The sequence below is a fragment of the Paraburkholderia sp. GAS41 genome (genome assembly GCF_050436545.1).
In the GTDB taxonomy this organism is placed as follows: domain Bacteria; phylum Pseudomonadota; class Gammaproteobacteria; order Burkholderiales; family Burkholderiaceae; genus Paraburkholderia.
Genome location: NZ_JBNDMK010000020.1, coordinates 1 through 25710, shown reverse-complemented (window position 1 = coordinate 25710; position 25710 = coordinate 1). Strand labels below are relative to the sequence as shown.

Annotated in this window: 22 protein-coding genes and 1 pseudogene; 7 read left to right on the top strand and 16 right to left on the bottom strand. The window is 63.0% G+C overall.

The window, feature by feature from the left end; all coding sequences use genetic code 11:
• Nucleotides 1-119 precede the first annotated feature (119 nt).
• From ettA to ychF, 3 genes are all read right to left on the bottom strand, one after another.
• Nucleotides 120-1784, bottom strand: a complete 1665-nt coding sequence (gene ettA / locus P3T43_RS24335) for an energy-dependent translational throttle protein EttA (RefSeq protein WP_429283602.1) — start codon at nucleotides 1782-1784, stop codon at nucleotides 120-122.
• Nucleotides 1785-2051: 267 nt separating this feature from the next.
• Nucleotides 2052-2960, bottom strand: a complete 909-nt coding sequence (locus tag P3T43_RS24330; protein ID WP_429283601.1) for an NAD-dependent epimerase/dehydratase family protein — start codon at nucleotides 2958-2960, stop codon at nucleotides 2052-2054.
• Between the two features lie 170 nt (nucleotides 2961-3130).
• Entirely contained in the window at nucleotides 3131-4225 is a 1095-nt protein-coding gene (ychF, locus tag P3T43_RS24325) for a redox-regulated ATPase YchF (RefSeq protein ID WP_429283600.1), read from the bottom strand.
• 378 nt (nucleotides 4226-4603) lie between these two features.
• Here ychF and P3T43_RS24320 point away from each other — a divergent pair, with 378 nt between their 5' ends.
• The 4 genes from P3T43_RS24320 to P3T43_RS24305 all read left to right on the top strand — a co-directional run bounded on the left by P3T43_RS24320 (nucleotide 4604) and on the right by P3T43_RS24305 (nucleotide 9271).
• Complete coding sequence (locus P3T43_RS24320; RefSeq protein ID WP_429283599.1) at nucleotides 4604-5776, top strand: UbiH/UbiF family hydroxylase; 1173 nt, start codon at nucleotides 4604-4606, stop codon at nucleotides 5774-5776.
• 133 nt (nucleotides 5777-5909) lie between these two features.
• On the top strand, nucleotides 5910-6638 hold the full coding sequence (locus P3T43_RS24315; RefSeq protein WP_429283598.1) for a DsbC family protein: 729 nt from the start codon (nucleotides 5910-5912) through the stop codon (nucleotides 6636-6638).
• Between the two features lie 82 nt (nucleotides 6639-6720).
• Nucleotides 6721-8511 carry a M61 family metallopeptidase gene (locus P3T43_RS24310; protein ID WP_429283597.1) on the top strand — a complete coding sequence of 597 codons (1791 nt, stop codon included), beginning with the start codon at nucleotides 6721-6723 and terminating at the stop codon, nucleotides 8509-8511.
• 163 nt (nucleotides 8512-8674) lie between these two features.
• Complete coding sequence (locus tag P3T43_RS24305) at nucleotides 8675-9271, top strand: FMN-dependent NADH-azoreductase (protein ID WP_429283596.1); 597 nt, start codon at nucleotides 8675-8677, stop codon at nucleotides 9269-9271.
• Between the two features lie 236 nt (nucleotides 9272-9507).
• On the opposite strand, the gene P3T43_RS24300 is transcribed toward P3T43_RS24305, so the two are convergent.
• The 8 genes from P3T43_RS24300 to rpe form a co-directional block, all read right to left on the bottom strand.
• Nucleotides 9508-10251, bottom strand: coding sequence for a uracil-DNA glycosylase (locus P3T43_RS24300; RefSeq protein ID WP_429283595.1), 744 nt, complete (start codon nucleotides 10249-10251; stop codon nucleotides 9508-9510).
• A gap of 136 nt (nucleotides 10252-10387) precedes the next feature.
• Nucleotides 10388-11014, bottom strand: a complete 627-nt coding sequence (locus P3T43_RS24295) for a CYTH domain-containing protein (protein ID WP_429283594.1) — start codon at nucleotides 11012-11014, stop codon at nucleotides 10388-10390.
• A 23-nt stretch (nucleotides 11015-11037) separates the two neighbouring features.
• Nucleotides 11038-11823: an indole-3-glycerol phosphate synthase TrpC gene (gene trpC, locus P3T43_RS24290; RefSeq protein ID WP_429283593.1), complete on the bottom strand. Its 786-nt coding sequence runs from the start codon at nucleotides 11821-11823 to the stop codon at nucleotides 11038-11040.
• Between the two features lie 18 nt (nucleotides 11824-11841).
• Nucleotides 11842-12873, bottom strand: coding sequence for an anthranilate phosphoribosyltransferase (trpD, locus tag P3T43_RS24285; RefSeq protein ID WP_429283592.1), 1032 nt, complete (start codon nucleotides 12871-12873; stop codon nucleotides 11842-11844).
• A 17-nt stretch (nucleotides 12874-12890) separates the two neighbouring features.
• A complete protein-coding gene (locus P3T43_RS24280) occupies nucleotides 12891-13484 on the bottom strand; it encodes an aminodeoxychorismate/anthranilate synthase component II (RefSeq protein ID WP_429283591.1) in 594 nt (197 codons plus the stop codon).
• Nucleotides 13485-13497: 13 nt separating this feature from the next.
• A complete protein-coding gene (gene trpE, locus P3T43_RS24275; RefSeq protein ID WP_429283590.1) occupies nucleotides 13498-14991 on the bottom strand; it encodes an anthranilate synthase component I in 1494 nt (497 codons plus the stop codon).
• A 383-nt stretch (nucleotides 14992-15374) separates the two neighbouring features.
• Complete coding sequence (locus tag P3T43_RS24270; RefSeq protein WP_429283589.1) at nucleotides 15375-16118, bottom strand: phosphoglycolate phosphatase; 744 nt, start codon at nucleotides 16116-16118, stop codon at nucleotides 15375-15377.
• A complete protein-coding gene (rpe, locus tag P3T43_RS24265) occupies nucleotides 16115-16804 on the bottom strand; it encodes a ribulose-phosphate 3-epimerase (protein WP_429283698.1) in 690 nt (229 codons plus the stop codon). The genes P3T43_RS24270 and rpe overlap by 4 nt, the downstream gene beginning before the upstream one ends.
• Nucleotides 16805-17014: 210 nt before the next feature.
• Here rpe and apaG point away from each other — a divergent pair, with 210 nt between their 5' ends.
• Together apaG and mltA are read left to right on the top strand one after the other, a co-directional pair.
• Nucleotides 17015-17389, top strand: coding sequence for a Co2+/Mg2+ efflux protein ApaG (apaG, locus tag P3T43_RS24260; RefSeq protein ID WP_429283588.1), 375 nt, complete (start codon nucleotides 17015-17017; stop codon nucleotides 17387-17389).
• An 88-nt stretch (nucleotides 17390-17477) separates the two neighbouring features.
• Nucleotides 17478-18707 carry a murein transglycosylase A gene (gene mltA, locus P3T43_RS24255; RefSeq protein WP_429283587.1) on the top strand — a complete coding sequence of 410 codons (1230 nt, stop codon included), beginning with the start codon at nucleotides 17478-17480 and terminating at the stop codon, nucleotides 18705-18707.
• A 183-nt stretch (nucleotides 18708-18890) separates the two neighbouring features.
• On the opposite strand, the gene paaK is transcribed toward mltA, so the two are convergent.
• From paaK to paaN, 5 genes and pseudogenes are all read right to left on the bottom strand, one after another.
• On the bottom strand, nucleotides 18891-20195 hold the full coding sequence (gene paaK, locus P3T43_RS24250; RefSeq protein WP_429283586.1) for a phenylacetate--CoA ligase PaaK: 1305 nt from the start codon (nucleotides 20193-20195) through the stop codon (nucleotides 18891-18893).
• A gap of 78 nt (nucleotides 20196-20273) precedes the next feature.
• Complete coding sequence (paaI, locus tag P3T43_RS24245) at nucleotides 20274-20666, bottom strand: hydroxyphenylacetyl-CoA thioesterase PaaI (protein WP_429283697.1); 393 nt, start codon at nucleotides 20664-20666, stop codon at nucleotides 20274-20276.
• 100 nt (nucleotides 20667-20766) lie between these two features.
• A complete protein-coding gene (gene paaG, locus P3T43_RS24240; RefSeq protein ID WP_429283585.1) occupies nucleotides 20767-21558 on the bottom strand; it encodes a 2-(1,2-epoxy-1,2-dihydrophenyl)acetyl-CoA isomerase PaaG in 792 nt (263 codons plus the stop codon).
• Nucleotides 21559-21614: 56 nt separating this feature from the next.
• Nucleotides 21615-22816: pseudogene (gene pcaF, locus P3T43_RS24235) on the bottom strand (3-oxoadipyl-CoA thiolase).
• Between the two features lie 128 nt (nucleotides 22817-22944).
• Nucleotides 22945-24645 (bottom strand): phenylacetic acid degradation protein PaaN, encoded by a 1701-nt coding sequence (paaN, locus tag P3T43_RS24230; protein ID WP_429283584.1) that lies wholly within the window; start codon nucleotides 24643-24645, stop codon nucleotides 22945-22947.
• 137 nt (nucleotides 24646-24782) lie between these two features.
• Between paaN and P3T43_RS24225 the strand changes: the two genes are divergently transcribed.
• A complete protein-coding gene (locus P3T43_RS24225; protein ID WP_429283583.1) occupies nucleotides 24783-25559 on the top strand; it encodes an enoyl-CoA hydratase in 777 nt (258 codons plus the stop codon).
• Nucleotides 25560-25710: the final 151 nt, after the last annotated feature.

The following is a 25710-nucleotide window of genomic DNA, read 5'->3' as shown; positions in this document are numbered from 1 at the left end:
TAGCCGCGTCGTGCGCGGCTGGCCGTTGATAGCGGAGCAAACCTCGTGCCGCATCGCCGCGTTCCGGACCATGGATCGCGCCTGTCGTGGCGCGGTCCATGGTCCGGCAAACGCGTTGCTTAACGCGCGATCGGCTTGTAGCGCAGACGCTTCGGCCGGGCGGCTTCTTCGCCGAGGCGATTGCGCTTGTCCGCTTCGTATTCCTGGTAATTGCCGTCGAAGAACGTCACTTGCGAATCGCCTTCGAACGCGAGGATGTGCGTGGCGATACGGTCGAGGAACCAGCGATCGTGCGAGATCACCATCACCGAGCCGGCGAATTCGAGCAGGGCGTCTTCCAGCGCGCGCAGCGTTTCCACGTCGAGGTCGTTTGACGGTTCGTCGAGCAGCAGAACGTTGCCGCCCGCGATCAGCGTCTTGGCGAGGTGCAGACGACCGCGTTCACCGCCCGAGAGGTTCGAGACGATCTTCTGCTGGTCGCCGCCCTTGAAGTTGAAGCGGCCAATGTACGCGCGCGACGGCGTTTCGTACTTGCCCACCGTCAGCACGTCGGCGCCGTTGGAAATTTCTTCGAACACCGTCTTCGTGCCGTTGAGCGCGTCGCGGCTTTGGTCCACATACGCGAGCTTGACCGTCGGCCCTTGCACGATCTCGCCCGAATCCGGCTGTTCCTTGCCCGTCAGCATGCGGAACAGCGTGGATTTACCCGCGCCGTTCGGCCCGATGATGCCGACGATCGCGCCCGCCGGAATCTTGAAGCTGACGTTGTCGAGCAACAGACGATCGCCGTATGCCTTCGAAACGTTCTTGAATTCGATCACTTCATTGCCGAGGCGGTCGCCGACCGGAATGAAGATTTCCGAGGTTTCGTTGCGCTTCTGGTAGTCCTGGCTGTTCAGTTCCTCGAAGCGGGCGATACGCGCCTTCGACTTCGCCTGACGGCCCTTCGGGTTCTGGCGCACCCACTCCAGTTCCTTCTTGATCGCCTTCTGGCGTGCCGATTCCGACGCCTCTTCCTGCTTCAGGCGCTCTTCCTTCTGGTCGAGCCAGCTGCTGTAGTTGCCCTTCCATGGAATGCCGTGGCCGCGGTCGAGTTCGAGAATCCACTCGGCGGCGTTGTCGAGGAAGTAACGATCGTGGGTGACTGCGACCACGGTGCCGGGGAAGCGGGTCAGGAACTGTTCGAGCCAGTCGACCGATTCCGCGTCAAGGTGGTTGGTCGGTTCGTCGAGCAGCAGCATGTCCGGCTTTTCGAGCAGCAGCTTGCACAGCGCGACGCGGCGCTTTTCACCGCCCGACAGATGCTCGATTTTCGCGTCCCACGCCGGCAGACGAAGGGCGTCAGCAGCGATTTCGATCTGCTGCTCGGCGCTTCCGTCGGCAGTGGCGAGGATCGCTTCGTACTTGGCCTGTTCCGCGGCGAGCGCGTCGAAATCCGCGTCGGGTTCGGCGTAGGCGGCGTAAATCTCGTCGAGTTTCTTCTGCGCGCCGAACACTTCGCCGAGGCCTTCTTCCACCGCTTCACGCACGGTTTTTTGCGGATCGAGTTGCGGTTCCTGCGGCAGATAGCCGATATTCAGATTCGGCATCGGCGTGGCTTCGCCTTCGATGTCCTTGTCGACGCCCGCCATGATGCGGATCAGCGTGGACTTGCCCGAGCCGTTCAGGCCGAGCAGACCGATCTTCGCGCCGGGGAAGAACGACAGGGAGATGTCTTTCAGGATTTGACGCTTGGGCGGCACGATCTTGCCGACCCGGTTCATGGTGAAGACGTATTGGGCCATTTTGCTTGCAATAGGGCGTTGACGCCGCCGGCCGCGCTGAGGGCGGGCGGTCGTGGGTGGATGGGAATTCGGTGATGCCGCGAGATTGCCGCGGGTTTGCTGCGATCTTGCCAGTCTCCGGCCGGTGGCGGCGCGAGGTCGAAGCGATCAGGGCTTTCGACGCGGCGCCGCGCGTGGCGGAAGAGGTGACATTGTACTTCGGGGCGCGGCGTGGGAGTCGGTCTGGCGTGAGACTGGCCGCCGCATTCACGCCGCGGCCAGTCCCGCTCATCCGTGGCTGCGTGACGTGCCGACCTGTTCCCGCCAGCGATATTGCTGCTGCCAGCCGAGCAACCGTTTGAGCTTCTCATTGCTCAACAGCGTTTCGAATTCGCCGAGCGGCTTCTTGACCGGCACATCCGGATAGAAACGCTTGAGCAGTTCCGCCGTTGGCAGATCCGATGAAACGTCGTCCGCGGCCACGTTCATCACCTCGAAGCCGAGGCCATCTTTCTCGATGGCGAGGCGGCACGCGCTCGCCAGATCGCGGCCGTCGATATAGCTCCATGCAATGCGCTTACGCAGGCCAGGATCTTTCAGCCACGTCGGGAATTTCGCGTAGTCGGATGGCTCCAGCACATTGCCGATCCGGAAGCAGTAGACGTCCGCGCCAGTCCGCGCATGAAACGCCTTGCCGGTCACCTCGTTGATGACTTTCGAAGTCGCGTAGCTGTCCATCGGATCGACCGGATACGTTTCATCCAGCGGGAAATAGGCCGGATCGCGATGACGATGCGCGAACACCACGCCATAGGTCGTTTCGCTCGAAGCGAGGATCACCTTCTTGATACCGTACTTCGACGCCGCATCGAGCACGTTATACGTCCCCATCACATTGACGCGGAACACTTCGTTGTCCGGCGTGATGAGAATGCGCGGGATGGCGGCAAAGTGCACGATGGCGTCGATCGGCTTCGGCTCGATGTCCGCTTCGAACTCCTTCTGCGCGGTGCTCGATGCCAGCGCGTTGAAAACCTGTCCTGCGTCGGTGAGGTCGGTAATCAGGGTGCGGGCGGTTTGTTTCGCCATCGGCACGCGGTCGAGGTTGAGGACTTCGTAACCATGCGCGACCAGATCTTCGACGACCCACTTGCCTGCCAGTCCACTGCCGCCGGTGACAATCACTCGCTTCGTCATCTGCCTTGCTCCTTGTGAGGTGTGCTGCCCGATGTCATGCGGTTCATTCTACACAGCGCATTGTTACGTCGTCGGCGCGGCTGCGGTCGTCAAAAAGCCCCGCGCTCGCGAGGAGGCACGGGGCTTGTTGGCACAGCAAGGCTGGCGCGCCAGGCCGCGCGCAGACGTTTTCAGACGTTGAAGAGGAAATTCATGACGTCGCCATCGTGCACGACGTACTCCTTACCTTCCGCGCGCATCTTGCCGGCTTCCTTCGCGCCCTGTTCGCCCTTGTAGGTCACGTAGTCGTTGAACGCGATGGTTTGCGCACGAATGAAGCCACGCTCGAAGTCCGTGTGAATCGCGCCCGCAGCCTGCGGTGCCGTGTCGCCAATGTGAATCGTCCAGGCGCGCACTTCCTTCACGCCTGCCGTGAAGTACGTTTGCAGACCGAGCAACTTGAAGCCCGCGCGGATCACGCGGTTCAAGCCCGGCTCTTCCATGCCGAGGTCGGCGAGGAATTCCTGCTTGTCTGCGTCGTCAAGATCGGCGATTTCCGCTTCGATGGCCGCGCATACGGCAATCACCGGTGCGTTCTCGGCGTCTGCGAACTTGCGCACGGCATCCAGATGCGGGTTGTTCTCGAAACCGTCTTCCTTCACGTTGGCGACGTACATGGTCGGCTTGGCGGTGATCAGGCAGAACGGCTTCAGGAGCACCTTTTCTTCATCAGACAGATCGAGCGCACGCACCGGCCTGGCCTGGTCGAGCTGCGCGCGGACCTTTTCCAGCACGGCGGCAAGCTTGATGGCTTCCTTGTCGTTGCCGGACTTGGCGGCCTTCGCGTAACGCGAGAGCGATTTTTCGACGGTGGCCAGATCGGCGAGCGCCAGTTCGGTGTTGATGACTTCGATGTCCGACAGCGGATCGACCTTGCCCGCGACGTGAATCACGTTCTCGTCTTCGAAGCAGCGCACCACATGCGTGATGGCGTCGGTTTCGCGGATGTTGGCGAGAAACTGGTTGCCGAGCCCTTCACCCTTGCTCGCGCCGGCGACCAGCCCGGCGATATCGACGAATTCCACCACGGCCGGCAGGATGCGCTCGGGCTTGACGATCTCGGCGAGCGCGTTCAGGCGCGCGTCCGGCACTTCGACGATGCCGACGTTCGGCTCGATGGTGCAGAACGGATAGTTTTCGGCGGCAATGCCCGCCTTGGTCAGCGCGTTGAACAGGGTGGACTTGCCGACGTTAGGCAGGCCGACGATGCCGCATTTGAGGCTCATGGGGTTTCTCTAGAAATCAGGTGGTGACGTGCTTTTTCGACCGGGGCGCACGGACAGCCCCTGTGGCTCGGCCTCGCGCGCCGGGCAGTGTCCACGCGACGGGCTGGACGCCAGCGGATATCGCAGCGCAGGCGGCACGTCGTGGGTATGACGTGGATCACCGAAAACCGCAATTGTAACCCTGTCCGCCGCCGCCTTCGCGCGCCAGGCGCGTGGCGGCCCTGACGTAACGCCGTGCGGGCGCCGCCGAGGCGTCGGGGCCGAGGCGTCCGCGCGCGGCGGCGTGCCGCTCAACGTCCTGACAAACCGCCGCCGGCACACCCAAAAAGCGCGGTCTCCGATCCGGCCCCGGCATCCCGCCGCGGCTATAATCCGTGCATGACTGCTCACCTTCAGAATTACGATGTCGCTGTAATCGGCGGCGGCCTCGTCGGCAAGACGGCGGCGCTTGCGTTGACGCAAGGCGGCCTGCGCGTGGCGCTGCTCGCGCAACCGTGCGCACCGCTGCCCGCCGGCGCGGCGTTCGACGCGCGGGTCTACGCGTTGTCCGCCAGTTCAGAGGCGCTGCTGGAGCGTTTGCGGGTCTGGCAGGCGCTCGATACCTCGCGGCTCGGGCCCGTCTACGACATGCGCGTGTACGGCGACGCCCACGCGGAGCTGCATTTCTCGGCGTTTCAGGCGTCCGTGCCGCAACTGGCGTGGATTGCGGAGTCATCGCTGATCGAGCGTGCGCTCGATGCCGCGCTGCGCTTCCAACCCAGTCTGGAGTGGATCGACACCCGCGCGCAAGGGCTCGACGTGAAGCCGGAGGGCGCGACCATCGGTCTTGCCAACGGCAAGGTGCTCGGCGCGGATCTGGTGGTCGGCGCGGACGGCGCCCATTCGTGGGTGCGGGTGCAGATCGGCTCGAAGGTGATTCGGCGCGACTATAAACAGACCGGCGTGGTCGCCAATTTCAAGGCCGAAAAGCCCCACGGCGAGACCGCTTACCAATGGTTCAGGGACGGCGAGATCATTGCGTTGCTGCCGCTGCCCGACGGACATGTCTCGCTCGTCTGGTCGGCGCGCACCGAGCACGCGGAGCAACTGCTCGCGCTCGATCCGGCGCAGCTTGCCGCGGAAGTGGAGCGCGTGAGCGGCGGCCAGTTGGGCGCGCTCGACTGCGTGACGCCCGCCAAGGGTTTTCCGCTGGCGCTGCAAACCGTGGATCGCCTGGTGGCGCCGCGTGTCGCACTGGTGGGCGACGCGGCGCATCTGATCCATCCGCTCGCAGGCCAGGGCATGAACCTTGGACTGCGCGATGTCGCGGCGCTGGCCGACACGATCGCCGGCAAGGAAGCGTTCCGCGATCTCGGCGACACCGTCTTGCTGCGTCGTTACGAACGGTCGCGCCGTGAGGACATCCGCGCGTTGATGGTCGCCACCGACGGGCTGCAAAAGCTGTTCGCGGTGCCCGGCCCGGTTGCCCGTGTATTGCGCAACACCGGCATGGCGTTCGTCGGGGCGCAACCGCTGCTTAAACGCTGGCTCGTCTCGGCGGCGCTGGGGTAGGGCGTGTGCCGGCACGGCCCGCCGCGTCAGGCTGGCGGGGCACGAGTATGATGAACGGTTGGGCCGCACGCCTGTCCGAGACGTACAGATCGAAGACGCGTGACGCGTGTTCGAATGAACCAGGGAATTCAGTATGAAAAAGCATTTCCGTATCGCTGCGCTCGCATTGACCGTGGCCATTGCGACACTTGGCTGCTCCGCGCAAGCCGATCAGGTCACCGACAAACTCAAGGAAACTATCCAGGCACGCCTCGGCGACCAGGCGACCGTCAAGGGCGTGGCGAAGTCGCCGATTGCCGGCTTGTACGAGGTGAACCTCGGCACGCAGATCGTGTATAGCGACGCGGACGGCAACTATCTGGTGCTCGGCGATATCGTCGATGCGAAGACCCGCAAGAACCTGACCGAAGCGCGTCTGTCCGAAACCAATCGGATCGACTTCGCGAGCCTGCCGTTTGCGAACGCCGTGAAAGTGGTGAAGGGCAACGGCAGCCGCAAGATCGCCGTGTTCTCGGATCCGAACTGCCCGTATTGCAAGCAGCTCGAAACCACCTTGAAGTCGGTCGACAACATCACGGTGTACACCTTCCTGTATCCGGTGCTGTCGCCGGATTCGGCGGTGAAATCCAAGTCGATCTGGTGTTCGGCCGATCGCGCCAAGGCGTGGGAAGCCTGGATGCAGGATCGGCAGGCGCCGACCGCCGCCGGCACTTGCGACACCGCCGCTATCGACAAGAATCTCTCCCTCGGCCATGCCATGAACGTGGACGGCACGCCTACCGTATTCCTCGCCGACGGCCGCCGCCTGCCGGGCGCGGTGCCGGCCGACCGGCTGGACAAGGAGCTCGCCGCGGTGCATTAAGTCCCGCGTATCCTCAGGCAGGAGGCGCACTGGGCGCCTCCTGCCGTTTCGGGCCTCCCCATTCTTCTCACTCCCCTCGCAGATGAAGCCGATCCGCTACAGCATCGTTCCGAAACAACCCGCTGCCCATCTGTTTGAAGTCACCGTTACTGTCGCCGATCCCGATCCGGCCGGTCAGCGTTTCATGCTGCCGGTGTGGATTCCCGGCAGTTACATGGTGCGCGAATTCGCCCGCAATATCGTGACGCTGCGCGCGTTCAACGAAGCCGGCCGCAAGGTGCGCATTGAAAAGACCGACAAGCACACCTGGCAGGCAGCGCCCAGCCATGGCGCGCTGACGCTGCGCTATGAGGTGTACGCGTGGGACATGTCGGTGCGGGCTGCGCATCTGGACGACACAACCGGCTTTTTCAACGGCACCAGCGTGTTTCTCGCCGCAGTGGGCCACGAAGCGGCGCCGTGTCTGGTGGATATCCAGAAGCCCGCCGGCGTGGCTTACCGGAGCTGGCGCGTCGCGACGGCGTTGTCCGAGGCGCGCGGCACCAAACGCTACGGCTTCGGCGAGTACAGCGCGCAAAACTACGATGAGCTGGTCGACCACCCTGTCACGCTCGGTGAATTCGCGCTCGCAACCTTCAAGGCGCATGGCGTGCCGCACGACATCGTGATTGCCGGCCGCGTGGTTGCACTCGACATGGCGCGTCTCGCCGCCGACCTGAAGCGCATCTGCGAAGCACAGATCGCGCTCTTCGAACCGAAGTCGAAGAAGGCCCCGCTCGAGCGCTACGTATTCATGACCCAGGCCGTGAGCGACGGCTATGGCGGTCTCGAACACCGCGCGTCGACCGCGCTGATCTGCAACCGTTCCGACCTGCCGGTGGAAGGCCGCCCGCAGACCACGGAAGGCTATCGGACCTATCTCGGCCTGTGCAGCCATGAGTATTTCCACACCTGGAACGTGAAGCGCATCAAGCCGGCCGCCTTCGCACCGTACGACCTGACGCGCGAAAATTACACCTCGCTGCTGTGGCTGTTCGAGGGCTTCACGTCCTATTACGACGACCTGATCCTCGTGCGCAGCGGCCTCATCAAGCCGGAAGAATATTTCGGGCTGCTTGGTAAGGTGGTAGGCGGCGTGCTGCGCGGCAGCGGCCGCCTGAAGCAGACGGTGGCCGAAAGTTCGTTCGACGCGTGGGTCAAGTACTACCGGCAAGACGAGAACGCGCCGAACGCCATCGTCAGCTACTACACGAAGGGCTCGCTCGTCGCGCTGGCGTTCGATCTGACGATTCGCGCGCAGACCGGCAACCGCAAGTCGCTCGACGACGTGATGCGCCTGCTGTGGCAGCGTTTCGGACGCGACTTTTATCGCGGCAAGCCGGTTGGCGTGGCGGAAGACGAAGTCGAGGCCATTTTCACCGAAGCCACCGGAGTCGAACTCGGCGCGCTGTTCGAGCAGGCGGTGCGCAGCACCCGTGATCTGCCGCTCGAGACGTTGCTCGAACCGTTCGGCATGGCGCTCACGCCGGAGGGGGACAGGAACGGCAAACCGTCGCTCGGTGCGCGGCTGCGCGGCGGCGCGGATTGCACGCTCGCCGCTGTGCATGACGGCAGCGCGGCGCAGAAGGCGGGGCTGTCGGCGGGTGACGTGCTGGTGGCGATCGACGGTCTGCGTGTCACGGGCGCGAATCTTGACGCGCTGCTTTCACGCTACCTGCCGGACGCGAAAGTCGAAGTGCACGCGTTCCGCCGGGATGAGTTGCGCACCGCGCAAGTCAAGCTGGACGGCCCAGAAGTATCGCGTTACTCGCTCAGCGTGACCGACAAACGGGCGACAACCCGCAACTGGCGCGAGCGCTGGCTGGCCGGGTGATAGCGGCTGGGTCCGGTTGACCTTTGCCCGGAAGCCGGAGTTCGATGGCGGATTGTTCTATCTGTGCAACAATCCGTCGCTGCGGGATGGCTTTTTCGCGGACAGGTAAATCAACACAATGGCTCCATTCGCGCAACACTGCGCGCCCCAACTGGAGTCAACCATGACCACGATCCTGCAAATCAACTCGGCAGCCCGCTCGCAAGGCGCTCAATCGACCCTGCTCGTCAACGAGCTGACCGAAAAGCTGCAACAATCGAATCCGGGCGCGCAAGTCGTCGTCCGCAATCTGCAAGCTGAACCGCTGCCCCACCTGGACGACGCCGTCCTCGGCGCGTTCTTCACGCCGGCTGATCAACGCACCGCGGAACAAGCTGCCATCGCCGCGCGCAGCGAAGCACTGATCGCCGAACTGCAAGCCGCTGACGTGATCGTGATCGGCGCACCGATGTACAACTTTGGCATCTCGTCGCAACTGAAGACGTACTTCGACTTCATCGCGCGTGCCGGCATCACGTTCCAGTACACGGCGAATGGTCCGGAAGGTCTCGTGAAGGGCAAGAAGGTGTTCGTGGTTTCGGCACGCGGTGGCAAGTATCTCGGCACGCCGCACGACAGCCAGACGCCGTACCTGAAGTCCTTCCTCGGTTTCCTCGGCATGACGGACGTGAACTTCATCTACGCTGAAGGCCTGAACATGGGTCCGGACGCAGCGACGGCCGCTCTCGTCGGCGCACGCGAAGCAATCGCTGCTGCTTAAGGATGGGATGGTGGAGGTCCGCGTTGCGGATCTCTGCTGTCAGCCCCGGCCGTGCTGTGCCTCAAGAGGGCGGCGTACTGGTTGCGGGGCATAAAGAACGCCACGGGATGAGCTTCCGTGGCGTTTTTGCTTTTCCGCTAGCCAGGCGCTACCGCTGCTGGTACCGGTGCCAGTGCTGGTTGCGCGGCGGTTGCCGCGGATGACCGGATGATCAGGCCGAACTGCGCACGGCGGCGTTAAGCCAGCGTCTGCGCTTCGTCGGGCAGGCGCCAGTCGATCGGCTGGCGCTGGTGCTTGCTCAGGAACTCATTGGCGAGCGCAAAGTGTCCGCAACCGAGAAAGCCTCGGTGCGCCGACAGCGGCGACGGATGCGGCGCCTCCAGCACGTAATGCGATTTGCCGCCAACGAGCGCCCGCTTGGCCTGCGCGTGCGCGCCCCACAGCATGAACACAAGGCCGTCGTGACGCTGAGCCAGTTCGTGGATCAGCGTGTCGGTGCACTTTTCCCAGCCGCGTTTCGCGTGACTTGCGGCCGCGTCGCGCTCGACGGTCAGCACGGTGTTCAGCAGCAGCACCCCTTGCCTGGCCCACGCATCGAGGCAGCCGTGACGCGGCGGCTCATGACCAAGGCTGGCGGCGATTTCCTTGAAGATGTTGCGTAGCGACGGCGGCGGACGCACCGCTGGCGGCACGGAGAACGCCAGCCCATGCGCCTGCGGCGTACCGCGATCCTCGCCGTGGTACGGGTCCTGGCCGAGGATCACCACTTTGACCTCGTCCGGGCTGGTGAGACGCAGGGCGCGGAACACGTCGGTGGGATACACCGTCTTGCCCGCGGCACGCTCGCCGTCGACGAAGCGGCACAGCGGCGCATAGGCGTCACTGTCCGAGAACGGTCGCAGATGCGTGCGCCACGCGGGTGGCAGCGCCTCGAACTGGGCTTCGAGCGAAGGCAGCGGTGTCGACAACGTGGATTGCATGGGTTGCGGGGCTTGTGGCGATAGCGCTTGCGTGGGAGCAAGCTTGTCAGACGGTTCGTCGCCAAACAGAGAGGCTTGTTGCGACGATGGAGAGCGGGTGCGGGAGGCGGAGGTCATGACGCGTAATGGGTGCCCTTTATTGCTCGCGCAGCTTGTATCCGCGCTGGGCTTTGCTGATGTCATCCGGCGCGAGGCCGTGCACCTGTGCACCGAGCTCGTCTGCCAATGCATGCAGCGCGGCCTCGTCACCGCTCTTCAACTCCAGTTCGACCTCGAGAATTGGCGCGCGGCGGGTTTCACCGTTGACGTCGGCAATCACCTCGCCCTGATCGATCGCCGCTTCAATCGTGGCGCCATGGGCCGCCACTTGCCATAGCGTGCGCGTGAAGTTGGTGCGAAACAGCTCGATCAGGCCCGGCGCAGCCCCGCGCAACGCCGCGGCTACGGTAGGTTCGTCGCAGGCCTGCAGCAAGGTCTCGATTTCCAGCGCCTCGCCCGCGACCGGCATTTCCCACTCGTGCCGGCTGTGCATCCCGGCGCTGGCGTTGCCGGCTGTCTTGAAGGTCTGCAGCCAGCCATCCGGCGTGTGCCGCAAACGCAGTGCGCTTTTCGAGCGCGCCAGCGTCAAGTCCGGTGTGTCGAAATAGATATTCGCCAGCGCGACCGGATGCCCCGCGGCGCCGGTGCGCGCGACGAACCAGCGGGTCGCCGCGCTCAACTCGTCAGCCGGCAGCGCCAGCTTGATTTCACGTTCCATGGCCATGGCGATGTTTTCCCGCAGTCCGATCAGAAAAACATCCGCGCAAGTTCCGCACCCGGTTCTTCCGCGCGCATGAACGCTTCGCCTACGAGGAACGTATGGACGTCCATCGCACGCAACCGCTCCACGTCCACGCGCGACAGGATGCCCGACTCGGTGACGACGATGCGATCGTCCGGAATCGATTCGAGCATGCCGAGCGTGGTCTCGAGCGAGGTTTCGAAGGTACGCAGATTGCGATTGTTGATGCCGATCAACGGCGTCTTCAACGTCAGCGCTTCCATCAGTTCGTCTTTGTCATGCACTTCGACGAGCACGGCGAGTCCGAGCGAATGCGCAAACGCTTCGAGGTCCTGCATCTGCGAGGTTTCGAGCGCGGCGGCGATGAGCAGGATCGCGTCGGCGCCCATCGCGCGCGCTTCGACGATCTGGTACGGATCGATGATGAAGTCTTTGCGCAGTACCGGCAGGTCGCAGGCGGCGCGCGCCTCTTCCAGGTAGGCCGCGCTGCCCTGGAAGAATTGCACGTCGGTGAGGACCGACAGGCAGGCCGCGCCGTGTCCCGCGTACGAACGGGCAATCTCAGCCGGCACGAAATGCTCGCGCAGCACGCCTTTGGACGGGCTCGCCTTCTTCACTTCGGCGATCACCGCGGCATGACCGGCGGCATGCTTCGCGCGCAACGCGCCGACAAAATCGCGCTTGTCACGCGCCGAGGCTTCGAGGCGCAGTTCCTCGAGCGGTGCGCTTAGTTGCGCCGCGCGAACTTCCTGGCGCTTGACGTCGATGATGCGTTCCAGAATGTCGCTCATAGATTTCTCAATACAGAATTAGTGCTTGAATTGCTGGGTGAAGCGAACCAGATCGTCGACCTTCGCACGGGCCTTGCCGCTCGCGATCGCTTCGCGCGCCAGTCCGATACCGTCAGCGATCGAGGCTGCCACATTCGCCGAATAGAGCGCCGTGCCCGCGTTCAACGTGACGATTTCACGTGCCACGCCGGGCTTGTTGTCGAGCGCTTCGAGCAACATGCGCCTCGACTCGTCGGCGTCGGCCACTTTCAGCGAGCGGTTCGAGACCATCTGCATGCCGAAGTCTTCAGGGTGAATCTCGTACTCGCGAACTTCGCCGTCGCGCAATTCGCCGACCTGCGTGGCCGCCCCTAGCGAGACCTCGTCCATGCCGTCCATGCCGTAGACGACCAGCACGTGTTTGGCGCCGAGACGCTGCATCACGCGTACCTGAATACCGACGAGGTCGCCGTGGAATACGCCCATCAACTGGTTCGGCGCGCCGGCCGGATTGGTGAGCGGCCCGAGAATATTGAAGAGGGTCCGCACGCCGAGTTCGCGGCGTACCGGCGCGATGTTCTTCATTGCCGGATGATGGTTCGGCGCGAACATGAAGCCCATGCCGGTTTCGGCAATGGACGCGGCCACCTGTTCGGGCTGCAGATCAATGTTGACGCCGAGCGCTTCGAGCACATCCGCGCTGCCCGACTTGCTGGAGACGCTGCGCCCGCCATGTTTCGCGACCTTTGCACCGGCCGCGGCCGTGACGAACATCGTGGCCGTCGAGATGTTGAAGGTGTGCGCGCCGTCGCCGCCGGTGCCGACGATATCGACAAAGTTCGAGTTGTCCGGCACGTGGACTTGCCGGGCAAACTCACGCATCACAGTGGCGGCCGCCGTGATTTCGCCGATGGTCTCTTTTTTGACGCGCAAACCCGTAATGATTGCCGCCGCCATCACCGGCGACAGTTCGCCACGCATGATGAGCCGCATCAGATGCAGCATTTCGTCGTGGAAAATCTCGCGGTGCTCGATCGTGCGCTGCAACGCTTCCTGAGGAGTGATTGTCATGATGTCGCCTCGGGTGATCAAGCGTTGCGTCTGGCCAGCGCGGCCTTCGACTGCTTCACGAAGTTCTCGAGCAGTGCGTGGCCGTGTTCGGACAGGATGGATTCCGGGTGGAACTGCACACCTTCCACGTCGAGCTCCTTATGGCGCACACCCATGATCTCGCCGTCATCGGTCCATGCGGACACTTCGAGGCAATCGGGCAGCGACTCGCGTTCGATCGCGAGCGAGTGATAACGCGTCACCACGAAGTGCTTCGGCAGGTCGGCGAAGACGCCTTTGCAGTCGGTTTCGATGGTGCTGACCTTGCCGTGCATGATGCTCTGTGCGCGCACGACACGACCGCCGAAGGCTTCGCCGATGGCCTGATGGCCAAGGCACACGCCGAGAATCGGCATTTTGCCGGAGAACTCGCGCAGCACGTCGAGCGTGATGCCTGCGTGTTGCGGATTGCTCGGTCCCGGCGACAGGCAGATCCGCTCGGGGTTGAGCTTCGCAATTTCGTCGAGCGTGATTTCGTCGTTGCGATAGGTCCGTACGTCTTCGCCGAGTTCGCCGAAGTACTGGACCAGGTTGTAGGTGAATGAGTCGTAGTTGTCGATCATCAGCAGCATGGTCTGTCTCCGGTCAAAAGTCGCTATCGAGGCCGTCTTGCACCTGCTCGGCGGCGCGCAGCACGGCGCGCGCCTTGTTTTCGGTCTCTTGCCATTCGGATTCAGGCACCGAATCGGCGACGATACCCGCTGCCGCCTGCACATACAGATTGCCGTTGCTAATGACGCCCGTGCGGATCGTGATGGCCAGATCCATCTCGCCGGTGAACGACAGGTAGCCGACCGCGCCGCCATACAGGCCGCGCTTCACCGGTTCGAGTTCGTCGATCAGTTCCATGGCGCGGACCTTCGGCGCGCCGGACAGCGTGCCCGCCGGGAAGGTGGCGCGCAGCACGTCGAAATTGGTGGTGCCGGGTTTCAGCTTGCCTTCGACCGAACTCACGATGTGCTGCACGTGCGAGTACTTTTCGATCACCATCTTGTCGGTCACGACCACTGAACCGATCTGTGCGATGCGGCCCACGTCGTTGCGCGCGAGGTCGATCAGCATCACGTGCTCGGCGATTTCCTTCGGGTCGTTCAGCAGCTCGGTGGCGAGTTCGGCATCGCGTTCCGGCGTGTTGCCGCGCGGACGGGTGCCGGCCAGCGGGCGGATCGTGACGATGCGGTCTTCGCCGCGCTTTTCCTGCCGGACCAGAATTTCCGGCGACGCGCCCACCACGTGGAAGTCGCCGAAGTTGTAGTAGTACATATACGGCGACGGGTTCAGCGAACGCAGCGCGCGATACAGCGAAAGCGGATTGTCGCGATACGGTTTCGTCAGACGTTGACCGACCTGTACCTGCATCAGTTCGCCAGCGGCGATGTATTCCTTCGCCTTGCGCACGGCGGCTAGGTAATCGTCTTTGGCGAACTCGCGGTAGGTCTCGGTGCGCACGCTGGCCGACGTGACGGGTGGCTGCACGGTCGTGCGCAGACGCTGACGCAGGTCGCGCAGGCGCTGTTTGGCGCGGGTGTAAGCCTCGGGCGTGGTCGGATCGGCGTAGACCACCAGGTACAGCTTGCCCGCGAGGTTGTCGATGACCGCGACTTCTTCGGTCAGCAGCAACTGGATGTCGGGCAGATTCAGATCGTCCGGCGGCGCCGTGTGCGCGAGCTTTTTCTCGATGTAGCGCACCGCGTCATACCCGAAGTAGCCAGCAAGACCGCCCGCGAAGCGCGGCAGTCCGGGACGCTGTGCCACTTTGAAGCGACCTTGGAACTGCTGGATAAATTCAAGCGGATCGCCTTCGTGCGTTTCCACGACATTGCCGTCTCTTACCACTTCCGACACACCATTGCGGGTGCGCAGCAGGGTGCGAGCCGGCAGGCCGATAAAGGAATAGCGGCCGAACCGCTCACCGCCCACCACGGATTCCAGCAGAAACGAGTTGGCGCCATTGCGCTCGGGCTGGGCGAGCTTCAGGTACAGCGAGAGCGGCGTTTCGAGGTCCGCGAGCGCTTCGGCGATCAGCGGGATGCGGTTGTAGCCCTCGTTGGTGAGGGACTGGAATTCGAGTTCGGTCATGTTCCGATCCTGTTCATAGGTCCGGGCGCGGCGTGCGCCGGACAAAGCGGGGCGATGCGCTGTCTACGTGGCCGGGTGAGCGAAGCCTTGCCTGTCGTGATCGTCTTAAGGACAAGATTAGGCCAACCGGCGCGAGCTTTCCCGGGAAGCGTGCAAGGCATGGCGTGCCGCGGTACCTGTCGTACACGACGGCCGCATGAACCGATGCGACTAAAACTGCTGGGAAAGGCGCGTGAGCGCAGCGAAGCAAAAAACGGTGCCGAAGACAAGCTTCAGCGTACCTCAGGAGAGGTTAGCGCGACCAGCGACGCCAGGGCCAGGCTCCCCGGTCGATGCTGCTCAGACTCCGTTTTTTGTTCAGAAACATGAGGATGAAGGACTTATTAGGTCGATGTAGGGTGAACTGCGTGGTGCGCTGCGATGACCTTGGCGGCATCAAACAGCGAGGCAACTATACCATCCGATTTTATTGTTTGTACAGCCTGGCCATGGTTGTAGCCGTAGGGGACGGTGAGCGTTGCCATGCCTGCCGCACGGCCAGCCAGGGCGTCGTTTTCCGAATCGCCGATTGCCACAGCGGCCTCTGGCGCAACCTGCAACTGGGCGCAGGCGGTCAGCATGGGCAGCGGGTCTGGCTTCTTTTTCGGCAGGCTGTCGCCGCCGATCACGATGCTGAAATAGTCGATCAATCCGTATTGCTGCAGCAATTCCACGGCAAAACGATGCGGCTTGTTGGTGACGCAGGCGAGTTTGAGCCCGGCGTCACGCATGGCGCGCAGGCCGGCCTCGACGTCGGGATACAGCCGCGTATGGCGGCCGCTGATCTGGGCGTACTCTTCCAGATAGATCGCGAGCGCCTCGTCGAAACGGTCCTGCGCGTGGGGCGCCTCGAAGCGCGGCGCGAGCACGCTGCGAATCAGGTGCTCGGAGCCCTTGCCGACATACCGCACCACTTCCTCGCGCGACGTTTCTGCTGCGTCCAGTTGGGCGAGCATGCCGTTCAGGCCGGCAGTGAAGTCGTCGGCGGTGTCGATCATCGTGCCGTCGAGGTCGATGATCGCCGCGAGGATCCGCGGACCGCTGAATGCTGGCGCGGGAAACGGCGGTGTGGTCGCGCGGGTTGTCATGACGGTTGTCCGACTTTCGCCAGTTCGGCGCGCATCTCGGCGATGACCGTCTTGTAGTCGTGGTGGCCGAAGATGGCCGAGCCGGCCACGAAGGTGTCCGCACCGGCGGCCGCGATCTGGGCGATGTTCTCGATCTTCACGCCGCCGTCCACTTCGAGATGGATCTCGCGACCGGTCTTCTCGATGTACGCGTCGATGCGCCTGCGGGCTTCGCGCAACTTGACGAGCGCCTCGGGGATGAACGACTGGCCGCCGAAACCGGGGTTCACCGACATGATCAACACCAGATCGACCTTGTCCATGACGTGATCGAGGTAGCTCAGCGAAGTGGCCGGATTGAACACGAGGCCCGCCTTGCAGCCGTGATCGCGGATCAGCGACAGCGTGCGGTCGATGTGGTCCGAGCCTTCGGGGTGAAAGCTGATGACGTTGGCGCCGGCTTTGGCGAAGTCGGGCACGATGCGGTCGACGGGGCGCACCATCAGATGCACGTCAATCGGCACGTCGACGTGCGGGCGCAGCGCTTCGCACACCAGCGGGCCGATGGTCAGGTTCGGCACATAATGGTTGTCCATCACGTCGAAGTGAATCCAGTCGGCGCCGGCGGCGACGACATTGCGAACTTCTTCGCCGAGTCGCGAGAAGTCGGCCGACAGAATGCTGGGGGAAATGCGAAATTGCGTCATGGCAGGGGCCGGGGCGGTAGGCAGAAACGTCATTTTACCGCCTTGGAGGCTTCGCAGCCTTGTCCGGATGGGATTGTCCGGTTGCGGGCATGCCGTGCATGGGCCAGAATGCGAAACCACAATAGAGCGCTTTGGCGGCGCGCCTGAAAGCATTGGCGCCCGGGCCTCTCGCAGACTTTCACGAGATTGTTTCACCAGACCGGAATCAGGATGAGCCAGTACGAATTCAGCGTAGCGGCGCAGGTCCAGTACCTGCCCGACGAGTCGGACCCGGAGCGCCGTCAGTATGCGTTCGCCTATACGCTGACCATCCGCAATAGCGGTCAGGTGCCGGCGCAACTGATTGCGCGCCATTGGGTGATCACCGATAGCGACAAACTCGAGCAGGAAGTCAAAGGCCTCGGCGTGGTCGGTCATCAGCCGCTGCTCAAACCCGGCGAGCAATTCGAATATACGAGTTGGGCGGTGATTGCGACGCCGGTCGGCACCATGCGAGGGGAGTATTTCTGCGTCGCCGAAGACGGCGAACGTTTCGAAGCACCCGTGCCCGAGTTCGTCCTGCGCATGCCGCGCACCCTGCATTGAACTGGCGGGGCGAAACGCGGTCTTTAAACGGCTTTAACGTTGTTTGTCGCGGTTTGCTTTTTTCTTGCCGGACGACATATATACAACGATGAAGACGAGCACGAAAAGCGCTACCAGCAATTCCGGCACGAGCATGAGCAGCGGGTATTCGTCGAACAGATCAGACATGGCGGTTTCCATCAACAACGAACATTGTATGCGGTTTGCCGGCAAGGTCACCGGCTGGCTGGGGGCGCTTTCCATCGCGGTGTTGCTGGCTTCGTGCGGGGGTGGCGGCGTTGTACGGACTTCCGCGCCGCCCACTGGCGCTGCGATCCTTCCCGGGCAGATTGCGTCCACGCGACTCACCGCAGTTGCCTGGCAACAGGTGCCGGGTTGGCAGGACGATTCGCTGATTGGCGCAACTGCTGCGCTACGGCAGAACTGCCTGCGGGTCGCCCGTCAACCGAACTGGCAACGCGCTTGCGCGGCGGCCGCACAGATCGACGATCTGGACCTGACCAGCGCGCGAGTCTTTTTCGAAACCTATTTCACCCCGTATCAGTTCGCCAATACCGACGGCACGCTCGACGGTCTGGTGACCGGCTATTACGAACCGTTGTTGCGCGGCTCACGGACCCGGCATGGTGTCTACCAGACGGCGCTGTACCGCTGGCCGACGGGGTATCGTCCCGGCGGCGAAATACCGAGCCGTGCGCAACTCGAACGTTCGGGCGCACTCGACGGTAACGAACTGGTCTGGGTCGACGATCCGATTGAAGCGTTTTTCCTGCAGGTGCAAGGTTCAGGGCGCATCGTGATGGAGGACGGCAGTGTCATGCGCCTCGGTTTTGGCGGCACCAATAACCAGCCCTATAAGTCGATTGGGCGGTGGTTGCTGGATCGCGGTGAACTGACGCCCGCTCAGGCAACGATGCAGGGCATCAAGGCATGGGCACGTGCTAACCCGACACGCGTCGACGCGTTGCTGGATACCAATCCGCGCTTTGTTTTCTTCCGGGAAATGCCTTCGACTGACAGCCTGCCGAGCGGTGGTGCTGACGGTCCGATCGGTGCGCTAGGCGTGCCGCTTACGCCGGAGCGCTCGATCGCGGTGGACCCGTCTTCGATCCCGTTGGGAACGCCGGTGTTTCTGCAGACAACCCGCCCGTTGACCAATTCACCGATGAACCGTCTGGTCTTCGCGCAGGATACGGGATCGGCGATCAAGGGCGGCGTGCGGGCCGACTACTTCTGGGGCCTTGGCGACGACGCGGGTGACCTCGCCGGCAAGATGAAGCAGGCCGGCCGCATGTGGTTGCTGTTGCCGAATTCCTGATCGTGCGGGGGCGCGGAGGGCGCTTGAGCCTTAACCGGCTCAGGCGGGTTCATGGGGGCCAAACTGGCGCCCAGGCGGATTCAAGCGCGCTCAGACCGGTTCAAACCGGCTGAAACCGGCTGAAACCGGCTGAATCCGGCCCAAGTGGGTTCAGGCGGGCTCAAGCAGCACCCGCCCGCGCGCTCAGGCACTGACCTTACGCTTGTCTATCACGCGTCGCGCCTTTCCCACCGAACGCTCGATACCATTCACCGCCAGCACGTTCACCACGGCGCTGATGCCGATCAGGGCCTTGATGTCGTACGTGAGCGCCTGTTTTGCGGTGCTCAGGGCGGATGTGTCCGGTGCGGTTTCGGGGCACGGTTCAACGTTCAGTGTCAGCACATCCAGCGGACCTTCTTTCGTCAGCACGATCTGATAATGCGGCGCGAGGACGTGCTGTTTTAGCAGCAGTTCCTCGATCTGCGTCGGGAACACGTTCACGCCGCGTACGATCATCATGTCGTCCGACCGGCCGGTGATCTTCTCCATCCGGCGCATGGTGCGCGCGGTGCCGGGCAGCAAACGCGTGAGATCGCGTGTGCGGTAGCGGATGATCGGCAGCGCTTCTTTTGTCAGCGACGTAAACACCAGTTCGCCCAATTCGCCATCCGGCAGCACTTCGCCGGTGTCCGGGTCGATGATCTCAGGGTAGAAATGATCTTCCCAGATGGTCGGGCCGTCCTTTGTCTCGGCGCATTCCGAGGCCACGCCTGGACCCATTACCTCGGACAGCCCATAGATATCCACCGCATCGATGCCCATGCGTTTTTCGATCGCGCTGCGCATGTCGTTGGTCCACGGCTCCGCCCCGAAGATTCCGATGCGCAGCGAAGACTGCGCGGGGTCGAGCCCTTGCCTTTCCAGCTCGTCGGCGATGGACAGCATGTAGCTCGGCGTCACCATGATGATGTCAGGCTGGAAATCCTGGATGAGCTGAACCTGCTTTTCGGTCTGGCCGCCGCCAAATGGGATCACGGTGAGACCCGCGCGCTCCGCGCCGTAGTGGGCGCCCAACCCGCCTGTGAAGAGACCATAGCCGTAACTCACATGCACCTTGTCGCCGCGCCGTGCGCCAGCGGCGCGGATCGAGCGGGCGACCACGTTGGCCCACGTGTCGATATCTCGCGCCGTGTAGCCGACCACGGTCGGCTTTCCCGTCGTACCCGAGGACGCATGAATCCGCGACACCTGCTCCTGCGGCACGGCGAACATCCCGAACGGGTAGTTGTCGCGCAGGTCCTTCTTGGAAGTGAACGGGAAATGCGATAAGTCCGCGAGCGTTTTCACCTCACCTGGATGGACCCCGGCTTCGTCGAACTTGCGGCGGTAGACCGGCGAATTCTCGTAAGCATGCGTGAGGGACCATTTCAGCCGTTCGAGCTGGAGTGCGGCGAGTTCGTCGCGGCTCGCCGTTTCGATCGGCTCGAGCGGGAGCGTGGTGTTCATCGAGTGTCTCCTTGCTTCTTCAGAATGGATTGCAGCGCACGCGGCCAGCTTGGGGCGGGCACTGCGTGAACTGCTGGATCAGCTTTCGGTCGGGACTACGGTGCCTTTGATTTGCGCCGATTTACCGCGAAACATTGCCACGGTTTCGCCGGCGCGATTCGTTACGCGAATGTCGTAAATGCCGGTGCGCCCGCTCAACGTCTGCTCGACGCCTTCAGCGGTCAGCACATCGCCGCCTTGCACAGGGCGCAAAAATTCGATCGAGCAACCGGATGCCACCGTATTGATGTTGTAGCTATTGCAGGCAAACGCGAAGGTGGAGTCGGCAAGCGTGAAGATCAGGCCGCCGTGGCAGATCTGATGGCCGTTGAGGAAATCGGCGCGTACAGTCATGCTCAGGCGCGCGTAACCGGGCCGGACTTCCTGCAGCTCGAATCCCAGCGCACGACTGCAGGCATCGGCGGCATACATGGCGTCAGCGGTGGCGCGGGCCAGCTCGTCGGGCGACAGCGCGGCGTGCCCATCGGGTGTGGCCGTGAGGTTGGCGGCATGTTCGGATTGTGTGGACATTTCAACGGCCCTCGAAACGCGGTGCACGTTTTTCCATGAAGGCTTGCACGCCTTCCTTGTAGTCGTGAGATGCACCTAGCTCACCTTGCAGATCGCGCTCGAGGTCGAGTTGCTGATCGAGTGTCTGGGTGGCACTCGCGCGCATCGCGTGCTTGATGGCGGCGATTGCGCGGGTGGGTTGCTGGGCCAGTTGGGCCGCGAGTTTGCCCGCCGCAGCGGCGAGATCCGCGTCTTCGACTACCTGCCACACGAGTCCCCAGCTTTCCGCCTTCTCCGCACCCAGTTTGTCGCCGGTGATGGCGAGGCCAAGCGCGCGGGCCATGCCGACGCGCTGCGGCAGGAACCATGTGCCGCCTGAATCGGGTACGAGACCGATTTTCACGAATGCCTGGATGAAGCTGGCCGAGCGAGCTGCGAGCACGAGGTCGCAAGCTAATGCGAGGTTGGCACCGGCGCCTGCCGCCGTGCCATTCACCGCGGCGATCACTGGCAAGGGCAACGCCTGAAGCCGGCGAATCAACGGATTGAAGTGCTCGTCGATCAACTCGCCTAGATCGGTCATTGCACCTCGCGTGAAGTCGAGATCGGCGAGGTCCTGGCCTGTGCAAAAGCCACGCCCAGCGCCCGTCAGCACGAGCGCGCGTGCGCCTGCAACAACGATTTCGTCGAGCGCGGCGCTGAGCTCGCCGTGCATTGCCCGAGTGAAGCTGTTGAGCTTGTCGGGCCGGTTCAGCGTCACGGTAGCGACGTGGCTCGAAGCGTCGAAGTCGACGCGGATCGCTTCATATGACATCGGTTGTCTCCTCCTGGCTATTTGATAGCCCTTGAGCGAAATACAGTTTGGCTGCCTCAGACCCGCTCGATGGCGAGCGCAATACCCTGACCCACGCCAATGCACATCGTGCACAGGGCGAAACGGCCGTTAATGCGTTCGAGTTGATAGAGCGCGGTCGTGATGAGTCGTGCGCCCGACGCGCCGAGCGGATGACCGAGGGCAATCGCCCCACCATTCGGATGACGCGCGGATCGTCGTCGCGCAAGGCGAGCATACGGAGCACGGCCAGCCCCTGGGAGGCGAAGGCTTCATTCAGCTCGATGACGTCGAATTGCTCCAGCGACATGCCAAGCTGCTTCAGCAACTTTTGTGTGGCCGGAGCAGGCCCGATGCCCATGATGCGTGGCTCGCCGCCGACCGTCGCCATGCCGATGATGCGCGCCCGGCGGCGCAGTCCATATTGCTCGGCCGCGGACTGATTGGCGAGCAGCAGCGCACAGGCGCCGTCATTGACGCCCGACGCATTGCCCGCGGTCACGCTGCCGTCGGGCCGCACAATGCCCTTGAGCTTGCCGAGCACCTCCAGCGAAGTTTCGCGGGGATGCTCGTCCAGCGTGACACGAATCGGCTCGCCTTTCTTCTGCGGGATCTCAACGGCGACGATTTCTTCGGCGAGCGTGCCGTCGTGTTGTGCCCGCGCGGCTCTTTGCTGACTGCGCAGAGCGAACGCGTCCTGATCCGCGCGGCTCACGCTGAACTCGACGGCAACGTTCTCGGCCGTTTCGGGCATTGAATCGACGCCGAAGTCGCGCTTCATTAATGCGTTGACGAAGCGCCAGCCGATGGTCGTGTCATGAATTTCCGCTTGCCGCGAGTAAGCGCTGGTTGCCTTGCCCATCACGAAGGGCGCGCGCGTCATGCTTTCGACACCGCCTGCAATCATCAGGCGTGCTTCGCCTGCCTTGATGGCACGCGCGGCGGTGCCGACAGCGTCCATGCCGGAACCGCAAAGCCGGTTGATGGTGGTGCCGGGCGCCTCGATGGGTAAGCCGGCGAGCAGGCCTGCCATTCGGGCGACATTCCGGTTGTCTTCGCCGGCCTGATTTGCGCAGCCGTAGATCACGTCGTCGAGCGCGCGCCAGTCAACGCCGGGATTGCGTGCGATCAACGCCTTGATGGGCACCGCACCGAGGTCGTCGGCGCGGACATCTTTGAGGGCGCCGCCGTAGCGGCCGAACGGGGTGCGAATCGCGTCGCAGATGAAAGCGTCGTTCATTCCGGATTCCTGCAGATGGCGAACCGGGGTGGAATTCCGGTTTCGTGTTTCATGTTAGTTCGCGCGGGTCGGGCGTTCCATTCGGCCAAACGGCCTAAGACGCATCGACCCTTTCCGTCCTATGTCTTTCAGCCGACTGCCACGGGTGCCGCTTTCGGTTCAACATGAGCGCGACTCTGAACCACACGGAAGCGGTTCGCCACGAACGCCGCATCGGCAAGCGCGGCGTTGGCGGCCGGGTTTGCGCCGGTACCGTGGAAATCGGAGAAGGCGGCCGACTGGTTGACGAACACGCCACCGGTCAGGTTGATGGAAAGCGCAACACCGCCGCGGATCGAGGCTTCGTGGGCGGCTTCGATAACGGCGTCGTCATTGCTGTACACCGAGAACGTCAGCGCGCCATGTTCGGCCGCGAGCTTGCCGGCGAGCTCGAGCGATTGTGCGGTCGAATCGGTTGCGATGACGAACGAGATCGGCCCGAACCATTCCTTGGTGAATTTTGCGGAGTCGGTAGACGCGTCAAGCTGCAGGACGAGCGGCGTGCGTACCCGCGCGCCTGCAAACGCCGGGTGTTCGAGCGACTGGCTTTCTACCAGCACACGGCCCAGCTTGCGGGCTTCCTCGATGCGCTGCACGACGCCTTCATTCTGGATTGCGCCGAGCAGTTCGACGGCGCGAGCGGGGTCTGCAACCAGCTTCTGCACGGCTTCGGCGAGTGCTTGCGCAACTGCATCGAAGCTGAGCGTACCTTCGGCGGTGCGGATGCCGTCACGCGGGATGTAGATGTTTTGGGGCGCGGTACACATCTGACCGGAATAGAGCGCCAGCGAGAAAGCGATGTTTCGCGCGACGGCTTTGATATCGGCCGCCGAGTCGATCACGATCTGGTTGACGCCGGCCTTTTCCGTATAGACCTGCGCCTGATGAGCATGGTGCTCGAGCCAGGTGCCGTTTTGCGTGCTGCCGGTGAAGTCGATCAGTTTGATCTCGGGGCGTAGCGCGAGATCCTGGACGAGCGCGCCGTCGTTCGGGTTGGTGGCGAGGAGCGTGACGACGTTGGGATCGAAACCGGCTTCGCGCAGAACGTCGCGGGCGATGCGGACGGTAATGGCCAGCGGCAAGATAGCGCCCGGATGGGGTTTGACGATGACTGTGTTGCCGGTTGCCAGATCGGCGAAGAGGCCGGGATAACTATTCCACGTGGGGAACGTGCAGCAGCCGAGTACCAGCCCGGTGCCGCGCGGTACAACCGTGTAGCGTTTGTGCATGGCGAGCGGCGGGTTCTTGCCTTGCGGCTTTTCCCAGTGCGCGTCAGCGGGAATGCGGCGCAACTGATCCCACGCGTAGACGACCGCTTCGAGCGCGCGATCCTGGGCGTGCGGTCCGCCCGCCTGGAATGCCATCATGAACGCCTGACCGGTGGTGTGCATGACGCTATAGCCGATCTCGAAGCTCGCCCGGTTCACGCGCGCCAGAATTTCCAGGCTCACCCCGATCCACGCCTGTGGGCCAGCGCCGCGCCAACTTGCCTGTGCGGAGGCCGCGGCGGCAAGCAGGGTATCAGGGGCGGCTTCCGGGTAGCGGATGCCAAGCGGGACGCCGAACGGCGAAACCTCGACCCCAATGGTTTTCCCGGTGGTGGGTTGGTCGAGTTCGAAGGTCTGATTCAGGTGCGCCTTGAATGCCGCCTCACCATCTGCATTGGCTGTTTCCCCGTACACTTTAGGACTGGGCATCTCGACGAACGGGCTCCAGTAGCCGCGCGTCTCGATGGCGGCGAGCGCTTTTTGCAGCGTGTCTTCGTGCTTGGAAAATAGCGGATGTGTCATGGTGAAGTGAGGGGCTAGGGGTTGGGAGAAATCTGGTTGAATAATTAACCGACCGGTTGGTTGGTGAATGTTAGCATTATTAGGACGACGGCGCGAAGCGTTTTCGCACGGCTCATTCTTCACACAAAGGAGGCTGCATGGCTTACGAGAATATTCTGGTCGAGACCCGCGGACGGGTCGGTCTTGTCACGCTGAATCGCCCGAAAGCGCTGAATGCGCTGAACGATGCGCTAATGGATGAGTTGGGCGCGGCCTTGAAGGAATTCGATGCGGACGATGGAATTGGGGCGATCGTCATTACGGGCAGCGAGAAGGCTTTTGCCGCTGGCGCCGATATCGGCATGATGGCGACCTATTCCTATATGGACGTCTACAAGGGCGACTACATCACGCGCAACTGGGAAACGGTGCGTTCAATCCGCAAGCCGATAATTGCGGCCGTCGCAGGCTTTGCGCTTGGCGGTGGATGCGAACTGGCAATGATGTGCGACATCATTCTGGCGGCAGATACGGCCAGATTCGGCCAACCCGAAATCAAGCTCGGCATCATGCCCGGTGCTGGTGGTACTCAACGGTTGCCGCGTGCGGTCTCGAAAGCGAAGGCCATGGATCTCTGTTTGACGGCGCGCTTTATGGATGCCGCCGAGGCGGAGCGTGCTGGATTGGTGTCACGGGTCGTGCCGGCCGCGGCGTTGATCGATGAGGCGGTTGCTGCTGCGACGACGATTGCTGAATTCCCTTTGCCTGCAGTCATGATGGTCAAGGAATCCGTGAATCGTGCATACGAAACTACGCTCGCGGAGGGCGTTCATTTTGAGCGGCGGCTGTTCCATTCTCTATTCGCGACTGAAGATCAGAAGGAGGGGATGGCAGCCTTCGTGGAGAAGCGCAAACCAGTGTTCAAGCATCGGTAATGGGTCGGTCAAAATAACGCTTGCAAGGCCCGGATGGGGTCGCTAGAATCTCGTTCTTCGCGTTCCGGACAACGGGGCGCGGGGAACGGGAGAGCCAGCAGTGGCAAGGCTTTCGGCGGGGTGGGCAGGTTCAGGAAGTTAAAAAACCCTG